This window comes from Bradyrhizobium sp. 137 (genome assembly GCF_023074095.1).
Classification (GTDB): domain Bacteria; phylum Pseudomonadota; class Alphaproteobacteria; order Rhizobiales; family Xanthobacteraceae; genus Bradyrhizobium.
On record NZ_JADPKU010000011.1, the window covers coordinates 16623 to 31727 of the forward strand.

The 15105-nt window shown below is 64.0% G+C and carries 18 protein-coding genes and 1 pseudogene; 8 read left to right on the forward strand and 11 right to left on the reverse strand.

The window, feature by feature from the left end; genetic code table 11:
• Positions 1 to 3: 3 nt before the first annotated feature.
• The 3 genes from IVA78_RS02020 to queA all read left to right on the forward strand — a co-directional run bounded on the left by IVA78_RS02020 (position 4) and on the right by queA (position 2090).
• The gene (locus tag IVA78_RS02020; RefSeq protein ID WP_247279893.1) at positions 4 to 414 is read left to right on the forward strand and encodes a hypothetical protein; all 411 of its coding nucleotides are present in this window, start codon (positions 4 to 6) and stop codon (positions 412 to 414) included.
• Positions 411 to 875 carry a peptidylprolyl isomerase gene (locus IVA78_RS02025; RefSeq protein ID WP_008563933.1) on the forward strand — a complete coding sequence of 155 codons (465 nt, stop codon included), beginning with the start codon at positions 411 to 413 and terminating at the stop codon, positions 873 to 875. The genes IVA78_RS02020 and IVA78_RS02025 overlap by 4 nt, the downstream gene beginning before the upstream one ends.
• Before the next feature lie 141 nt (positions 876 to 1016).
• Positions 1017 to 2090 carry a tRNA preQ1(34) S-adenosylmethionine ribosyltransferase-isomerase QueA gene (gene queA / locus IVA78_RS02030; protein ID WP_247279892.1) on the forward strand — a complete coding sequence of 358 codons (1074 nt, stop codon included), beginning with the start codon at positions 1017 to 1019 and terminating at the stop codon, positions 2088 to 2090.
• A 182-nt stretch (positions 2091 to 2272) separates the two neighbouring features.
• On the opposite strand, the gene IVA78_RS02035 is transcribed toward queA, so the two are convergent.
• From IVA78_RS02035 to IVA78_RS02050, 4 genes and pseudogenes are all read right to left on the reverse strand, one after another.
• Positions 2273 to 3310 (reverse strand): aspartate-semialdehyde dehydrogenase, encoded by a 1038-nt coding sequence (locus IVA78_RS02035; RefSeq protein WP_247419425.1) that lies wholly within the window; start codon positions 3308 to 3310, stop codon positions 2273 to 2275.
• A gap of 232 nt (positions 3311 to 3542) precedes the next feature.
• Positions 3543 to 4145, reverse strand: coding sequence for a PepSY domain-containing protein (locus IVA78_RS02040; protein ID WP_247450247.1), 603 nt, complete (start codon positions 4143 to 4145; stop codon positions 3543 to 3545).
• 248 nt (positions 4146 to 4393) lie between these two features.
• The gene (locus IVA78_RS02045) at positions 4394 to 5137 is read right to left on the reverse strand and encodes a TetR/AcrR family transcriptional regulator (RefSeq protein WP_247419704.1); all 744 of its coding nucleotides are present in this window, start codon (positions 5135 to 5137) and stop codon (positions 4394 to 4396) included.
• 135 nt (positions 5138 to 5272) lie between these two features.
• Positions 5273 to 6431 (reverse strand): annotated as a pseudogene (locus IVA78_RS02050) (patatin-like phospholipase family protein).
• A 240-nt stretch (positions 6432 to 6671) separates the two neighbouring features.
• Here IVA78_RS02050 and tgt point away from each other — a divergent pair.
• A complete protein-coding gene (gene tgt / locus IVA78_RS02055) occupies positions 6672 to 7817 on the forward strand; it encodes a tRNA guanosine(34) transglycosylase Tgt (protein WP_247464042.1) in 1146 nt (381 codons plus the stop codon).
• Between the two features lie 13 nt (positions 7818 to 7830).
• Here the strand turns inward: tgt and IVA78_RS02060 are convergent, their stop codons facing one another.
• Positions 7831 to 8049 carry a hypothetical protein gene (locus tag IVA78_RS02060; RefSeq protein WP_247279888.1) on the reverse strand — a complete coding sequence of 73 codons (219 nt, stop codon included), beginning with the start codon at positions 8047 to 8049 and terminating at the stop codon, positions 7831 to 7833.
• Positions 8050 to 8273: 224 nt separating this feature from the next.
• On the opposite strand from IVA78_RS02060, the gene cysK reads away from it, so the two are divergent.
• Together cysK and IVA78_RS02070 are read left to right on the forward strand one after the other, a co-directional pair.
• Positions 8274 to 9251, forward strand: a complete 978-nt coding sequence (gene cysK, locus IVA78_RS02065) for a cysteine synthase A (protein ID WP_247279887.1) — start codon at positions 8274 to 8276, stop codon at positions 9249 to 9251.
• Between the two features lie 3 nt (positions 9252 to 9254).
• Positions 9255 to 9494 carry a BrnA antitoxin family protein gene (locus IVA78_RS02070; protein WP_247279886.1) on the forward strand — a complete coding sequence of 80 codons (240 nt, stop codon included), beginning with the start codon at positions 9255 to 9257 and terminating at the stop codon, positions 9492 to 9494.
• Between the two features lie 183 nt (positions 9495 to 9677).
• Here the strand turns inward: IVA78_RS02070 and IVA78_RS02075 are convergent, their stop codons facing one another.
• Together IVA78_RS02075 and IVA78_RS02080 are read right to left on the reverse strand one after the other, a co-directional pair.
• Positions 9678 to 11108, reverse strand: a complete 1431-nt coding sequence (locus IVA78_RS02075; protein ID WP_247279885.1) for a caspase family protein — start codon at positions 11106 to 11108, stop codon at positions 9678 to 9680.
• 204 nt (positions 11109 to 11312) lie between these two features.
• Positions 11313 to 12188 carry a DMT family transporter gene (locus tag IVA78_RS02080; RefSeq protein WP_247279884.1) on the reverse strand — a complete coding sequence of 292 codons (876 nt, stop codon included), beginning with the start codon at positions 12186 to 12188 and terminating at the stop codon, positions 11313 to 11315.
• A gap of 152 nt (positions 12189 to 12340) precedes the next feature.
• On the opposite strand from IVA78_RS02080, the gene IVA78_RS02085 reads away from it, so the two are divergent.
• Positions 12341 to 12739 carry a RidA family protein gene (locus tag IVA78_RS02085; protein ID WP_247279883.1) on the forward strand — a complete coding sequence of 133 codons (399 nt, stop codon included), beginning with the start codon at positions 12341 to 12343 and terminating at the stop codon, positions 12737 to 12739.
• A 49-nt stretch (positions 12740 to 12788) separates the two neighbouring features.
• Here the strand turns inward: IVA78_RS02085 and IVA78_RS02090 are convergent, their stop codons facing one another.
• The 4 genes from IVA78_RS02090 to IVA78_RS02105 all read right to left on the reverse strand — a co-directional run bounded on the left by IVA78_RS02090 (position 12789) and on the right by IVA78_RS02105 (position 14868).
• The gene (locus IVA78_RS02090) at positions 12789 to 13334 is read right to left on the reverse strand and encodes a hypothetical protein (protein ID WP_247279882.1); all 546 of its coding nucleotides are present in this window, start codon (positions 13332 to 13334) and stop codon (positions 12789 to 12791) included.
• Complete coding sequence (locus IVA78_RS02095) at positions 13279 to 13629, reverse strand: hypothetical protein (RefSeq protein WP_247279881.1); 351 nt, start codon at positions 13627 to 13629, stop codon at positions 13279 to 13281. Before IVA78_RS02095 ends, IVA78_RS02090 begins: the two co-directional genes overlap by 56 nt.
• Before the next feature lie 173 nt (positions 13630 to 13802).
• A complete protein-coding gene (locus tag IVA78_RS02100; RefSeq protein WP_247279880.1) occupies positions 13803 to 14390 on the reverse strand; it encodes a formyltransferase family protein in 588 nt (195 codons plus the stop codon).
• Between the two features lie 280 nt (positions 14391 to 14670).
• Positions 14671 to 14868, reverse strand: coding sequence for a hypothetical protein (locus IVA78_RS02105; RefSeq protein WP_247419438.1), 198 nt, complete (start codon positions 14866 to 14868; stop codon positions 14671 to 14673).
• On the opposite strand from IVA78_RS02105, the gene IVA78_RS02110 reads away from it, so the two are divergent.
• Positions 14867 to 15103, forward strand: a complete 237-nt coding sequence (locus IVA78_RS02110; protein WP_247279879.1) for a hypothetical protein — start codon at positions 14867 to 14869, stop codon at positions 15101 to 15103. The two genes, IVA78_RS02105 and IVA78_RS02110, sit on opposite strands and share 2 nt — an antisense overlap.
• The last annotated feature ends 2 nt before the right edge of the window (positions 15104 to 15105 follow it).

A 15105-nucleotide genomic window follows, 5' to 3' on the forward strand; every position in this document is an offset into this window, starting at 1 on the left:
CCGATGGCGCGCCGCGGTGGCAAGCTCCTGCTGGTTGCCGCGATGCTGCAGCTCGGCATTCCCAGTGCGGCCGCCGCGGATGCGCAGGTCAACACCATCCAGGACGTTTTCCGGCATCTGCGCACCTGCTGGAAGCCGCCACCGCCGGCCAAGGCGCGCCCACTCGACATCACCGTCGTCGTGAGCTTTAACCGGGCCGGAAACATTCTGGGCCATCCGAGGATTACCTATGAATCCGCGGAAGCCTCCGACGATGACCGGCTGCAATACCGGATCGCGGTGATGGAAGCGTTGCAACGCTGCACGCCGATGCCATTTACCGATGCAATGGCCGGCGCCGCCGCAGGGCGTCCATTCGCAATCCAGTTCCGCAGCCGGAAGACTTCACCCCCAACGCAAGAGAGACGAGCATGAGCGTCACCGAAAACACCCTGATCCTCGAGACCACGCAGGGCCCCGTCACCATCGAGATGCGGCCTGATCTGGCGCCCGGCCACGTCGCGCGCATCAAGGAGCTGGTCCGCGAGGGCTTTTACGACGGCATCGTGTTCCATCGCGTGATCGACGGCTTCATGGCGCAGACCGGCTGCCCGCAGGGCACCGGCACCGGCGGCTCCGGCAAGAAGCTGAAGGCCGAGTTCAACAAGGAGCCGCATGTGCGCGGCACCGCCTCGATGGCCCGCGCCGCCAATCCCGACTCCGGCGACAGCCAATTCTTCATCTGCTTCGACGACGCCCGCTTCCTCGATAACCAGTACACGGTGTGGGGCAAAGTCACCGAGGGCATGGAGAACGTCGACAAGATCAAGCGCGGCGAGCCGGTGCAGAACCCCGACAAGATCGTCAAGGCGCGGATGGCCGCGGACAAGGAATAAGTGCTCGATCCTCATCCTGAGGAGCGCGGAACGCGCGTCTCGAAGGATGAAGGCCGCTGCTGCAGTTTGGCCTTCATGGTTCGAGACGGCGCTACGCGCCTCCTCACCATGAGGGTCTGACTGTGCGGCGCTGAACTCGACATGCGCACCGATCTCTTCGATTTCGACCTGCCGCCCGAGCGTATCGCGTTGCGTCCGGCGAGCCCGCGCGACTCCGCGAAGATGCTGGTCGTCGAGAATGGCGCGTTGCGCGACCAGACCATTTCCGACCTGCCGCAATCGCTGAAGCCGGGCGATCAGCTCGTCGTCAACGACACCAAGGTGATCGCGGCGCAGCTCAAGGGCCGCCGCATCGGCCGCGAGACCGAGCCGAAGATCGAGGCGACACTGATCAAGCGTCTCGACGGCTCGCGCTGGCAGGCGCTGGTCAAGCCGGCGAAGAAGCTCACAGCCGGCGACCGCATCCGCTTCGGCAATGAAGGCAAGGTCTGCCTGCTCGGCCATCTCGACGCCGAGGTCGAGGCCAAGGGCAGCGAAGGCGAGGTGACGCTGTCGTTCTCGTTCCACGGGCCCACGCTCGACCAGGCCATTGCCGATCTCGGCAGCCCGCCGCTGCCGCCCTATATCGCCTCCAAGCGTACGCCTGATGACCAGGATCTTGCCGACTACCAGACGATGTTCGCGGCGAACGAAGGCGCCGTCGCCGCGCCGACCGCCGGGCTGCATTTTACGCCCGCGCTGGAGCAGGTGCTGCGCGAGCACGGCGTCGGCATCAACCGCGTGACGCTGCATGTCGGGGCAGGGACGTTCCTGCCGGTCAAGGTGGACGATACCGAGAGCCACAAGATGCATGCCGAGTGGGGGACGATCTCGGCCGAGACGGCGGAGCGGCTCAACACCGCGCGCAAGAACGGCGGCCGCATCATCGCCGTCGGCACCACGTCGTTGCGCCTGCTCGAGAGCGCGGCAAGCGAGGATGGCACCATTCTGCCATTCGCGGCGGAGACCTCGATCTTCATCACCCCCGGCTATCGCTTTCGCGCGGTCGATATTTTGTTGACCAATTTCCACCTGCCGAAGTCGACGCTGTTCATGCTGGTGTCAGCGTTTGCGGGTCTGGAGACGATGAAGCGAGCCTATGCGCACGCCATCGGGAGCGGCTACCGGTTCTATTCGTATGGCGATGCGTGTTTGCTGTTCCGGGCAGAGCCCTAAGACGGATGAGCGAAGCGAAATCCGGAATTCCTGCCTTGCGGCTTCCCGCATTTCGCTGCGCTCTTGCGGGCTACAACACTGCCCTAGGGTGGGCAAAGGCGCAGAGCGCCGTGCCCACCATCGATCTGCATAGTTGAGGTCGATTGGTGGGCACGCTTCGGTTTGCCCGCCCTACGAGACCGCTACGCCATCGCCCGCTGCGGCAAGAGCTCCGCTATCTGTACAGCATTCAATGCCGCGCCCTTGAGCAGCTGATCGGCCGCGACGAACATCGAGATCGAATGTCCTGTGGGGTCGCTGAGGTCCTTGCGGATGCGGCCGACCAGGACGTCGTCCTGGCCCGAGGCGTCGATCGGCATCGGGAAGTAGTTCTTGGCACGGTCGTCGATCACCTTGACGCCGGGCGCCTGCGCCATGATGGCGCGGACCTGGTCCTCGGTGATCGGCTTCTCGCATTCGAAGGTGATGGCTTCGCAATGGGCGCGCAGCACCGGCACGCGCACGCAGGTGACGCCGACGGCAATGGTCTCATCCTCGAAGATCTTGCGGGTCTCCTTGATGACCTTGGTCTCTTCATCATTGTAGCCGGTCTCAGGATCGACCGCGGTGTTGTGGTTGAAGAGGTTGAAGGCGTAGGGGTGCGGCATCACCTTGGGCGTATAGACCTGCCCGTTGAGATTGGCGCGGGTGGATTCGACGAGCTCCTCCATCGCCGCGGCGCCGGCGCCGGAAGCCGCCTGATAGGTCGAGATGATCACCCGCTTGATGCGATTCTTCTGGTGGATCGGCCAGAGCGGCACCAGCGCCGTGATGGCGGCGCAGTTCGGGTTGGCAATGATGCCCTTGTGATCACGAATGCGGCTTGCGTTGATCTCGGGGATCACCAGCGGCACGTTCGGGTCCATGCGGAAGGCGGAGGAGTTGTCGACCACGACCGCGCCGGCCTTGACCGCGATCGGCGCGAACTTCTTGGAGATGCTGCCGCCGGCGGAGAAAAGGGCGATGTCGACGCCGTCAAACGCGCGCTCGGTCAATTCCTCGATGACAACCTGTTGTCCGCGGAACGACACTGTCTTGCCCGCCGAGCGGGCGCTCGCCAGCGCCTTGAGCTTGCCGACGCGAAAGCCGCGCTTGTCCATGGTGGCGATGAATTCGGCGCCCACCGCACCGGTGACGCCGACAATTGCGACGACGGGATCGTTACTCACTTTGTCCTCCATTGCATTGAGAATTTAGACAACAAAAAAGCCCCGGACCATCGAGGGCGGGGCTTCGGTAGAGCTGATGCGTTTAAGTCGACGACCTACGCGCGCACGCCTCCCCGGGCCCCTGAGGCCGTGGTGGTTTTGGTCGTGCGTTTGGTGGTCGCGAACATGGCGGCGACTTATGCGGGAGAGTCTTGCAGCCGTCAATGGCTTTCCGCCCCGGTCGATGCCGGGGCCGGGCCCGCCGCTATTTGGCCCGCGCGCCCGGCGGCTCCAGGATGACCTCCTTGAGGTCGTCGCCGCTGATCACGACAATCGCAAAATTGAGACGGCCGCGTTCGCGCACCAGCCCGCCGCTGATTGCCTTGCCCGAGGCTGCGCGTTCGGCGACGCGCACGGCGTCGGCGAGGCGGTGCCTGATCGCGCCGAGCGCTGCGAGGTTGTCACGGTCCTCATGGTCGAGCTCGGCGAGGGGGAGGGCGGCTTCCCCGCCGACGAGCTCTCCGGTCAACGCGTTGATGGTGTGGCGCCAGATCCGGTCATTGTGCAGGGTTTTCACCCGGTAGACCGGGGCGCCGGAGGCTCCATCGAAACTCACATCTGCCGTGGTGGCGCCGGCGTGTCGGCCTTCTGCAATCGCCATGGCCTGGCTGATCGAGATCGACGAGCTGCGGAAGCGCTCGATCTCGCGGCTGACCGCCTGGCGGTCCGCTTCGGCATCACCATCTGTGTCGCTGTGAAGCGCGGTCGGCGTGCCTGCGGTCATGATCGCCTGTGCCGGTGCCGCGAGGAGCAGCGCGGGCAAGGCGATCGCAAGCAGTTGCGAGGTCCATCGTTTGGCTGTCGTCATGCTCGAAACCCTCGGCCAGCGAGTGTGCCGGAATCGTAAAGAATTCGCGGCCGACCTTGGGCACCGGTCGGCCGCGGAGCGCCGCATCGGGCTGTACCCGGCGCGACGATCGAAGCGGTACGGACCTCCTTGGGGCTGGTGAAAAAGCGGTCCGTCTCGCCTTATAACAAAACCATACCGTATCGTTTCATTTGGTCAATGGCCGAGCCACGGGTTCTTTGGGATTTGATCGCGAGCTCACGGAATTGTCAGCGGGACGGGCGCCGCGGCGTGCTCTTTGCGGCGCTCTGGACGCGGTCGGCGGGTCCCAGCGCGCCGGCCAGGAACAGCTTGATCGCCGCACGCATGCGCTTCTCCGCAGGTTTTAGCTCCAGCGCCGTTCCGAACGTCGCCATGCGGTGGGTGTGCCCGACGACCACGTCGAGAAACACCTCGGCTGCAATGGTGGTGTCTTCGACATCAAGTGCGCCTTGCGCCACCAGGTGATCGAAGAAGCGCGCCGTGGTGGCGACGGCCTTGAGCCAGCCTTCCTCCTTGCCGAGCTTGGCGACGTCAGGGAAGTTGATGGCCTGTGACGTCATCATGCGGCTGAAGGCGACGGCGTCGGGACCGCAGGTGAATGTGAGCATCTCGCGCCCGATCTCGACCAGCCGCTGCTCGACCGAGATGTTCGCGGCGCTAGAGAGTTGCGTCTCCGCGGCTGCCGACAACGGTGCAAGCCATCGTGCGATCTCGCGCCTCAGCACGGCCGCAAACAGCCCTCGTTTGTCGCCGTAACGGGAATAGACTGTGGGCTTGCTGACCCGGGCCGCTTCCGCGACTGCGTCGAGCGAGGTCGCGTCGAAGCCGCGATCGAGGAATAGGCGGGTGGCGACCTCGATCAGCCGCTGATCGCGCTCGATCGCGGCGGTCTTCGTCGGCCGGCCGCCGCGCGATTTCGGCACCTCGCGCCGTGGCGCAGCCGGTCTGGTCTTGGTCGCAGTCAATCCCATGCCCAATGATTCCTGCGCGATCGCGATATCAGTCATTCGCTCTATATCGCGCAGCAGCGGGGGCGTCATCGCGAATCTGGCCGATTTGGCCGTGTCATCAACGGTTTCCCTGTGGCCTCGTTCCGTCATGAGGGATCACGGAAGCGTCGAAGTCCACGCCTGGCCGGAAGCCGCCTTGTCATGTCCGTACTGATACAGCGCCCGCATGTAGGCGGTATCGAAGCCTTCCGAGGGCGCCGCCGGATAGTCGCGCGCGATGTAGGAGAGATGGAAGCCGAGGCGGTTGCGCTTGGCGAAATCATAGGTGGAGAAAATGATCGAGCGCGTCTGCGACTGGGTGATCGACGACAGGCTGCGCGAGGCGACGTCGATGGTGCTGTTGGAGACGAGCTCGAAATTGCGTTCGATCTTCTTGTTGACGAGAATGTAGATGTCCATCTTCGTGTTGCCCGGCAGGCGGCTGCCTTGGAACAGCAGGGCTTCCGGCAACGTCAGCACCGGCGCCGTCACCCCGCCGTCGACATGCATCTCCTGGAAACGCCGGCCCTGGCCTTCGGCGTCGATCATGATCGGCGGAAAAACCAGCGGAATGCTGGCGGAGGCCGCCATCACGTCGCGAAACAGCTTTAGCGCCTCGGCTGTCCCGACCGCGGCGATCTTGCCCATGTCCCAGATCGCGGTCCGCTGGGTGTCGAGATCGGTCGTCACCACCAATAGCTTCCGGCCCTTGGCATTCTCGCGCGCGACTTGCGCCATGATCTCGGGTCCGACATAGCGGGCGACGAGCTCGCGCAGCCGCGTGTTGCCGAACAGGCCGGATCCGAATAGCACCCGCATGATGCTGGGATCCTTCAGGGAGGCTCTCGGCGATGCCGCTGGTGTAGACCTCCTTCAGCGTGTCGTCATATTGCGAGCCGAGGAATGCAAACGGCGCGATGAGGCCGCCGGTGCTGACGCCCGAGACGACCGAGAAGGTGGGACGGGTTCTGGACGCGGTCCAGCCGTTCAGCACGCCGACGCCATAGGCGCCGTCGGCACCGCCGCCGGATAGCGCCAGGTAGGTCTTGGTCGCGGTGCTGTTGTCTTTCTCGAAGCTGAATTTCGTAACGGGCTCGTCGGCGTAGCGCCGGAGCCCATCGATGTCGAGCACGCGCGATGTGCTGGCTTCAGCGGCCGTGTAGGGCGTGCGGGGCAGGGACGTGCAGGCACCGAGCGCCAGGCTGCACGTCAAGACCAGGACTCCGCCCAGGCGGGCGCCTATCGGCCTTGTCCAGCCCTGCGATGGGGCGGACATGTCAGTCGAACTTGAAGGGTAGGGCATCGTCGGTGGCGGGCGATCACACTCATACGGCCGCCGGCAAATCTGCCGCGGCATTCTCGTCCAGCCTCCACAGTAAAACTATACTGTATCGTTTTGTTTAACAAGAGCCGCGGACCTCGATATCGCTCAAGTCCTCCCAGTTGAGCCATTGGCCGGCCATGGCATGGTTCGGGCGGGTTGATTGACGTCCTCCGACACGCAATAAGCACCGCCATGAATCCCGACAATGATCTTCCCAATCACTTTGAGTTGCTCGGTACCGATGGCGCCGCGCGCAGCGGGCGCCTGACGACGCCCCACGGCGTGGTGCGGACGCCGGCCTTCATGCCGGTCGGCACCGCGGGTGCCATGAAGGGCATGCACTGGCGCGAGGTGCGCGACGCCGGCGCCGACATCGTGCTCGGCAACACCTATCATCTGATGCTGCGGCCCGGCGCCGAACGGATCGCGGCGCTTGGCGGCTTGCAGACCTTCACCGGCTGGAACGGGCCGATGCTGACGGATTCCGGCGGCTTCCAGGTGATGTCGCTGGCGGATCTGCGCAAGGTCAGCGAGCACGCCGTCACCTTCCGCTCGCATATCGACGGTGCCAAGGTCGAGCTGTCGCCGGAGCGCTCGATCGAGGTGCAGCGCTTGCTCGGCTCCGACATCGCCATGCAGATGGACGAATGTGTGCGGCTACCGGCCGAGCGTGATGACATCGAGCGGGCGATGCGCCTGTCGCTCCGTTGGGCCGAGCGCAGCAAGCGGGCCTTCGAGAGCGCGCCCGCTGGTTACATGCTGTTCGGCATCGTGCAGGGCGGCGACGTGCCGCAGCTTCGCCATGCAAGCGCGCAAGGCCTGGTCGAGCTCGGCTTCCACGGCTATGCGATCGGCGGCCTTGCCGTCGGCGAGCCGCAGGCGGTGATGCTGGCGATGATTGACGAGACCGCCTCGCTGCTGCCGCAAGAGCGCCCACGTTACCTCATGGGCGTCGGCACGCCCGACGACATCCTCGAGGCGGTCAAGCGCGGTGTCGACATGTTCGATTGCGTGATGCCGACGCGCAATGGCCGTCACGGCGTCGCCTTCACGCGCTTCGGCCAGGTCAATTTGCGCAACGCGCGCCACGCCGAAGATCCGCGTCCGCTCGATGAGGAGAGCTCATGGCCCTCGACGCGCAGCTGCGCTCGCGCCTATCTGCATCATCTCGTCAAGGCAGGCGAGACGCTCGGGGCGATGCTGCTGTCCGAGATCAATATCGCTTACTATCAAACCCTGATGCAGGGCATCAGGGTTGCGATCGCACAGGGCAAGTTCGAGGAGTTCTATCAGCTTACGCGTGAGGACTGGGCGAGGGGCGACATCGCCCCGCGCTAGAGCAACTCCACGATCAGTTGCATACGAACCGCTGCTTGATGGCGTGCTTGGTGACGAAGCCGTAGCCGCAATTATCGCAGGTCCAGAGATAGCTGATCACGCGGTCCGAGACGTAGGCGGATGCTTCGGCGGCGACCATGGAGTCGGCGCAGACCGGACAGGTGGGCAACTCGCTGCAACGCGGATCGCGGTTGAGCGCGACGGTCGACAACACTTCAGCAATCGCTGACATCGTGGTGACCTCTCCCTGCTTGAGACTTAAGTCTAACATAAGCAGATGCGCTTGACGAGGTCGCAACACAAATGCGTTGGTTTTCTGATATTGGCAGCTCACGTGATTTTGCGATGCAGCGTATTTAACATGTGCTGCATTGTCGCTTGCGTGTCGCCGCAAGCTGTCCGTAACTGCGCAAGAGCCGCGACAGAAGCGCAGATCGTCGCCACAGGGAGTTCATCATGGACGCATCGTCCAACACGGGTGCAGCGCACCAGCCCGGTCGCGGCCGGATCTATGACTCGATCGTCGAGGCTTTTGGCGACACGCCGATCGTGCGGTTGCAGCGACTGCCCGGCATGCACGGCGTGAATGCGACCATTTTGGCAAAACTTGAATATTTCAGCCCGGCCGCGAGCGTGAAGGACCGCATCGGTGCGGCTATGATCATCGCCATGGAGAAGGCGGGCATCATCACGCCCGACACCGTGTTGATCGAGCCGACGTCCGGAAATACCGGAATCGCGCTTGCCTTCGTCGCGGCCTCGCGCGGCTACCGGCTCAAGCTGGTAATGCCGGAGTCGATGTCGATCGAGCGGCGCAAGATGCTGGCCTTTCTCGGTGCCGAACTGGTGCTGACTCCGGCAGCCCAGGGCATGAAGGGCGCCATTGCCGCCGCGGAAGAACTGTTGAAGACGACGCCGAACTCGGTGATGCCGCAGCAGTTCAAGAACCTCGCCAATCCCGAGGTGCACCGCCGCACCACGGCGGAAGAGATCTGGAATGACACGGCGGGCCGCATCGATATCTTCGTCGCCGGGGTCGGCACCGGAGGCACCATCACGGGCGTCGGCCAAGTGCTGAAGCCGCGCAAACCATCCTTGCGGGTGGTGGCGGTCGAGCCGGAGGAGAGCCCGGTGCTCTCAGGCGGCCAGCACACCGCGCACAAGATCCAGGGCATCGGTGCCGGCTTCGTCCCCGACATCCTCGATCGCTCCGTGATCGACGAAATCGTCAAGATCAACTCGACCATGGCAATCGAGACCTCCCGCGCGCTGGCGCGGCATGAGGGCATTCCAGGCGGCATCTCCTCGGGCGCCGCGATCGCGGCGGCGCTCCAGATCGGCAAGCGCCCCGAAGCTGCGGGAAAAACCATCCTGGCGGTGGTGCCGTCCTTCTCCGAGCGGTATCTTTCAACGGCTCTGTTTGAGGGAATCTAGGATATGGCGGATCAACCAAGACGGCCGCGTACGCTTGGCGACGCCAGGACGGAAGCTGAGGCGGCGTTCAAGAAGGTGACAGCCAAGGCCGCCGTGGCGCCGCCCAAGCAAACCGCCGTTCCCGGCATCAAGGAGCAGGTCACGCTGCGTATCGACCAGGACGTGCTGGAGTTCTTCCAGGAGGGCGGGCCGGGCTGGCAGGACCGCATCAACGAGGCGCTGCGGAAGGCCGCGGGGAAGTAGGCACCGCAGCCCAGGCAGCGGACCGCATCCTGAGAAGCTTGCGCGGCAAGCGTCTCGAAGGATGAAGGCCTCCGGGCCTTTCATGCTTCGAGAGGCGCTCCTATGGCGCGCTCCTCGGGATGAGGAACTCGCAACGAAAAAGCCCGGCCTGAGCCGGGCTTTTGCTTTGATTGGCTTCGCGCCTCAGCGGCGGAACATGCCGCCCATCATGCCGCCGACGACGCCACCCACGAAGGCCGCGCCGGCAGCGTCGCCTGGATTGCTGCGCTGGGGAGCGGGTGCCGGCGCACTGCTGGGTGCCGGAGCGCTGGCACGCCGAGCCGCCTTCTGGCTGTTATCACTGGCGGTCGGCGGTGCAGCCACGATCTCCGAGAGCAGGGCCTTGTGCTGGTGCTTATTGAGGTAGCCGGAGGAAGGATAGCCGCGCGCGGCCTGCCAGCGCTTGAGCACGGCGCGGGTCTCATCGCTGAATACGCCGGTCTGCTTGGTGTCGAAGCCGAGGCCGGTGAGGCGACGCTGCACGTCGCGGCGCTGGTTCTTGTCGAGGCCGATCTGGTCCTCGGTGAGCTGAGTGGCCTCGTCGGTAAAAGTCGCGGGATCGACGCCAGCAGTGAGCGTGCGGGTCGCGGTCGAGGGGCCGCTCTTGATCGCAGCAAGGCGTGCCAGCGCCAGCGCCTTGAACTGACCGTTCGGATAGGCGGCAAGATAAGCGTTGAGCTCTTCCGGCTTGTTGGACTCCTTTACCGAGCGCCAATATTCGAGCTCGACGCCGTCCGAGCCGCCGCCGGTCGCTATTGGCACGCTGCCAGCCGCGGTCGGAGCCGCGTTGGCGACCTGGGTCGTGGGGGCCTGGTTGAGATAGACGGAGCCGGTCAGGTTGGTGTGGCCCCAGGGCAGCTGGCCTTTGCGGGTCTCTTCATTGACCTGGGCGCGCACCGACGTCATCGCCTGCTGGATCTCGACCCCGGGCTTGGTGATGTTGTCGATCAGCGCGCGGGTGAACGGGCTGTTGTTGCCCTCCTGGCCGTCGAGGGCGGTCTGGCCAGGACCGGTGGCGAACGCGATCAGCGTGCCTTCGCCGGACTTCATCTCGGCGAGACCGCTCTGGACGTTGACGCTGCGGGTCGCCGAGTTCGACTTGATCTTGGCGGCGAACGGATTGTCGCGGCAGGCATCGAGGAAGACGAGCTTGACCTTGGCATCGCCCATGGTCTGCTCGAGCGTGAGGTCGATGTTGATGGCCGCCCCCAGCTTGACGTCCATCTCCGACTTGATGTCGGCGTCGACAGGCAGGAGATAATTGGTGCCGCTGACCGCGATGCCGTGGCCGGCATAATAGAACAGCGCGATGTCGGAGCCTTGCGCCTTGCGGCCGAAGTCGAGCAGCTTCTCCGTCATCTGGTCGCGGCTGAGATTGGATCCTTCGATCACCTCGAAGCCGACATTGCGCAGCGTCGCCGCCATCGCTTTGGCGTCGATCGGCGGGTTCGGTAATTGCGCGACGTTCTTGTAGTTGCCGTTGCCGACGACGAAGGCGACGCGGCGGTCGGCCTTCGCGGCACTGATCGACAGGGCCATGCACATCAGCGAAGCGAGGAGGGTGAAATAGCGCATCTGAGATCCCCAACAGAATCGAATTGTAGGCAGCAACAAATTGGCAACGAACCTACACGAAGTGCCCGACTCCGCGCCACCAAAACGGCAGTAAGTCGCGTCCAAACCGCTGCTGTGTGGCCGAATGTGCACGATGGGAATGCTTCCCGAACGTGATCCAAATCACACGGCCACTTCGTTTTGTCGCGCAAGGCAGCGCAAGGTTCACTGCGCGCGGGCGGGAACGGGCGGAGCCGGCTTCAAATTCAGGAGATTGCCGCACAGGATCAGCGCCGCGCCGAGGACCGTCCAGGCGTCGAGCCGCTCGGAATACAGCAGCCAGCCAGCCGTCGCGGTTAGTGGAACGCGAAGGAAGTCCATGGGGACCACGATCGTCGCGTCCGCATAGCGCATCGCGCTCGCGAGGCAATAGTGTGAAAACGTGCCGCAGACGGCGATCACGCCGACCCAGGCCCAGACATGGGCCGATGGCCAAGTCCAGACAAACAGCGTCGGAGCGAAGCCTGCGACCGACTGCACCACCAGCATCCAGAACAGGATCGACAGCGCGCTGTCCGTGCGCGTCAGGGATTTAACCAGCGCCATTGACACGCCAAATCCGACGGCAGCGCCGAGCGCGATCAGCTGCCCCGGATTGATCTCGCCGGCGGCGGGACGGACGATGACGATCACACCGACAAGGCCGAGCACGATGGCCGCAATCCTCCAAGGCGTCATGCGTTCGGACAGGAAGCTCGCCGCCAGGATCGCCGTCCAGATCGGCATGGTGAACTCGATCGCGACCACCTGGCCGATCGGGATCAGCGTCAGTGCAAAGAACCAGCCGAGCTGAGCGACATAGTGCACCAGGTTGCGACCGATATGTTGCGGCAGGCGCGACGTCTTGAGCACCTTGAAACCGCCCGCGCGGTAGATGATCGGCGAGAGCAGCACGAAGCCGAGCAGCGACCTCACTTCCATGATTTGAAAAACGTTCAGCTCGCGCGTGGCTTCGCGCCCGGCAACCGCCATCACCAGCATCAGCGACAGCCAGCCGGCCATCCACAGTGCGGCCATCGTTTTTGACGGTGTCGTGCTCATTGAGGGCAGATGCTGGAGAATGGAATCTTGAAAGGACGGCCGGTATCAGCGACATCGCCGCCGTTTGCAACGGCCAAATCTGCGGATGCAGCGATGCAGGTCGGCGTGCTAAGGCGTCAGCGAACGACGAGAAAATCGGGAGGTCTTCGCTCATGCGTATCTTGCAGCCAGCCGAGTGGAAAAAACCGCGCGGCTTTTCCCATGGCGTCCTCGTCGACGGGCCGGGGCGTTGGGTGGTGCTGGCCGGGCAGACCGGCGGCGATGAGAGCGGCAACTACGCGCCCGACATGGCGGCGCAAGTTGCGACAGCTCTGAAGCGGATCATCAAGCTCCTGGGCGAGGCCGGCGCGGGCCCCGAGCACATCGTCCGCCTGACGTGGTACCTGACCAGCCGCAGCGAGTATGAGGCCGCCGGGGCCGGCATTGGCGCGGGCTGGAAGGAAACGCTTGGACGCAACTTCCCGCCCTCGACGCTGCTTTACATCGGCGGTCTCGTTGACGAGCGGGCCAAGGTCGAGATCGAGGTCACGGCGTTCGTGCCGCAGGCATAAAAAGTCGACCCGGCGAGGTCGCCGGGTCGACTGTCTTGAACGTGCTATCTCAGCGCGACATCGAGATGTTGGCGCCGCGGAACTGGCTATCGGCGCGCATCGTGACGGTCTGCTTGTTGCCACTCGTCTTCAGCGCGATATTGGCGTTGAAGCCGGCGGCAGAGGCGACCACATCGAAGTTTCCGCCGCCGCCGCGGCCCTGGAGCGAGCCGCTGATATTGCGGCTGGCCTCGGACCAGCTGCCGGTGATGGCGCTGCCCTCTGACTTGACGCTGGCCCCGAGATTGAACTTGTAGGCGTCGCTGGCGCAGGTCAGCGACATTTCCATGGTCGGGCCGATCGGGGTGTACTTGGCCCGGCAGCGGATCCGCTCGGTCGAGCCATCATCGAGGATGACGGTACCGCTGCCGCTCCAGGTGCCTGCCATCGGGGCAAACGGGCCGGACTGGGCTTGGCTTTCAGTGCGGGCGATGCTCGCCACAAACAAAATGGCGGCCGCGATCAGCAGCCGCCGGCCTCTGGCGCGAGCCTCAGTTGGTTTATTGGCGCGATGCTTCCCACCGCCCGCTGCATGGTATGCCTGCAGATGCTCCATTCCACTTCCCCGATCCGGCGTTGCCGTTGAGTTGACCGTTGGCATATGCACCATTGATCGAAACTTTCACAAGTCCCTCACGACCGATGGTGCCGGAAACGTTAGCGCCGGGCGCAGTGATCTTGCCATCGGCAACCGTCAGCATGGAGCTTGCGGTCGGTTCGCAGGAGCCGCTCTTGGTCACGATCGTGACCTGCCAATTGCCGTCATAGGGGCTCTGGGCGAAGGCGGGAGCGGCGAGGGTGCCGGCGACAACTGAAGCGGCACACAACACCGCAATGCGACCTAAACGCATGAAATCCGTCCTCGAATTTGTCTGATATGCTGACGTTTATTCGCACCAAATGTGACGGAAATTTGTTGCGATGCCAAATCGAAAATTGTTCCTGTGGAAACAATGGTTTATTTGAGTCTTGGTGCTCCGATTTCCGCTGCAAAATCAACGCGGACTCGCGTTAAGGGTAAACGTCAGGAGAGACTTGGTGCCAAGGTCGCGAACTGCTCGTCCTGAACTTTGGCCGGCAGCGTCTTGTGGACCTTGGCATAATCGATCACGTCGGCCAGTAGCTTGAGGCCGAGAGGCGCCAGCGCGCGTTCCCAGAGCTCCCGCGCCGTCTCGCCCTTCTTGACGAAGCACCAGTCCTGGGCGGCGATGGCGCCCGCGTCCATGCGGTCGGCGAGGTGGTAGATCGTGCCGCCGGCGATCGGATCGCCTTCCTTGATGGTCCATTCCACGGCGGCCTTACCGCGGTGGCGCGGCAATAGCGAAGGGTGATAGCCGATCCCGCCCAGCTTGGCGGCGGCGAGCGCGTCCCTGCCGATCCGGGCGTGACTGTGCGCCGTGATGATCAGATCGGTATCGGAGGCAATCTCGGAGGCCACCACCAGCTTCGGATTGGCCTGGACCACCACCTCGATGCCGGCCGCCTTGGCGGTGGCGGCGAGGCGATCCTCGGCATCGGCCACCACAACCCGCGCGATCGAGACGCCGTGCTCCCGGAGCATGTTCAGGGTGGTCACGCCGAAATGGCGGGAGCCGACGAGGGTAATGCGCATGGGTATCCGATCCGTCTCGCAGCTGCGTTATCCCCCGATAACACGTCCGGACGTCCTGTCACCACCCAGGCCGCGTTTGCGCGGGTTATCAACAATGCACCGGGTGAGGGCGCGATGAACTCAGCGATTGTGCAGCCACCAGCGTTGCCGTGGTGCCACGGTCGGATGGGAAATGTGGGCAAGCCGGCTCTTGTGTTTCGTTGTAGACAGAAGAGATCTTCCATCTGTCGTAAGAGCATGCACAAATCGGGGCTGGCGACATTTCAACCCGCATCCGTTTTCAAACCGGCTTGGCCGCTGGCGTGATCGCCAGCGGCTTTTTCATACCGCGCATCGCGAAATCATCTGATGGTAATACGTTATCAACCAGCTTGGCGTATCGACGAATCCGTCGCGGATTTGTATTGCGTACCGCGACCGAGAATGTTCCGCCGGCGTAGGTGCGCCGCGCCGGCCTTTTCGCCGGGACCAATCTCATGCCGAGCGCGATTGAGCAGATCGTCGACATCTATGTCCGACTGAAGAACCGACGCGGCCTCGACGAGCTGATGATGCACAGGCAGCGGCTCGCGGTCGATCTGAAGAGCAGGTCGGGCTATGATTTCAGCCTGCCCATCGGTCAGATCGACGAGGAGATCGCAACCATCGAAGCGGGCCTCAGCCGGCTGAAGGCGGGCGATTCCAACACGGCCGGCACCAGCCAGCCGACCTGACC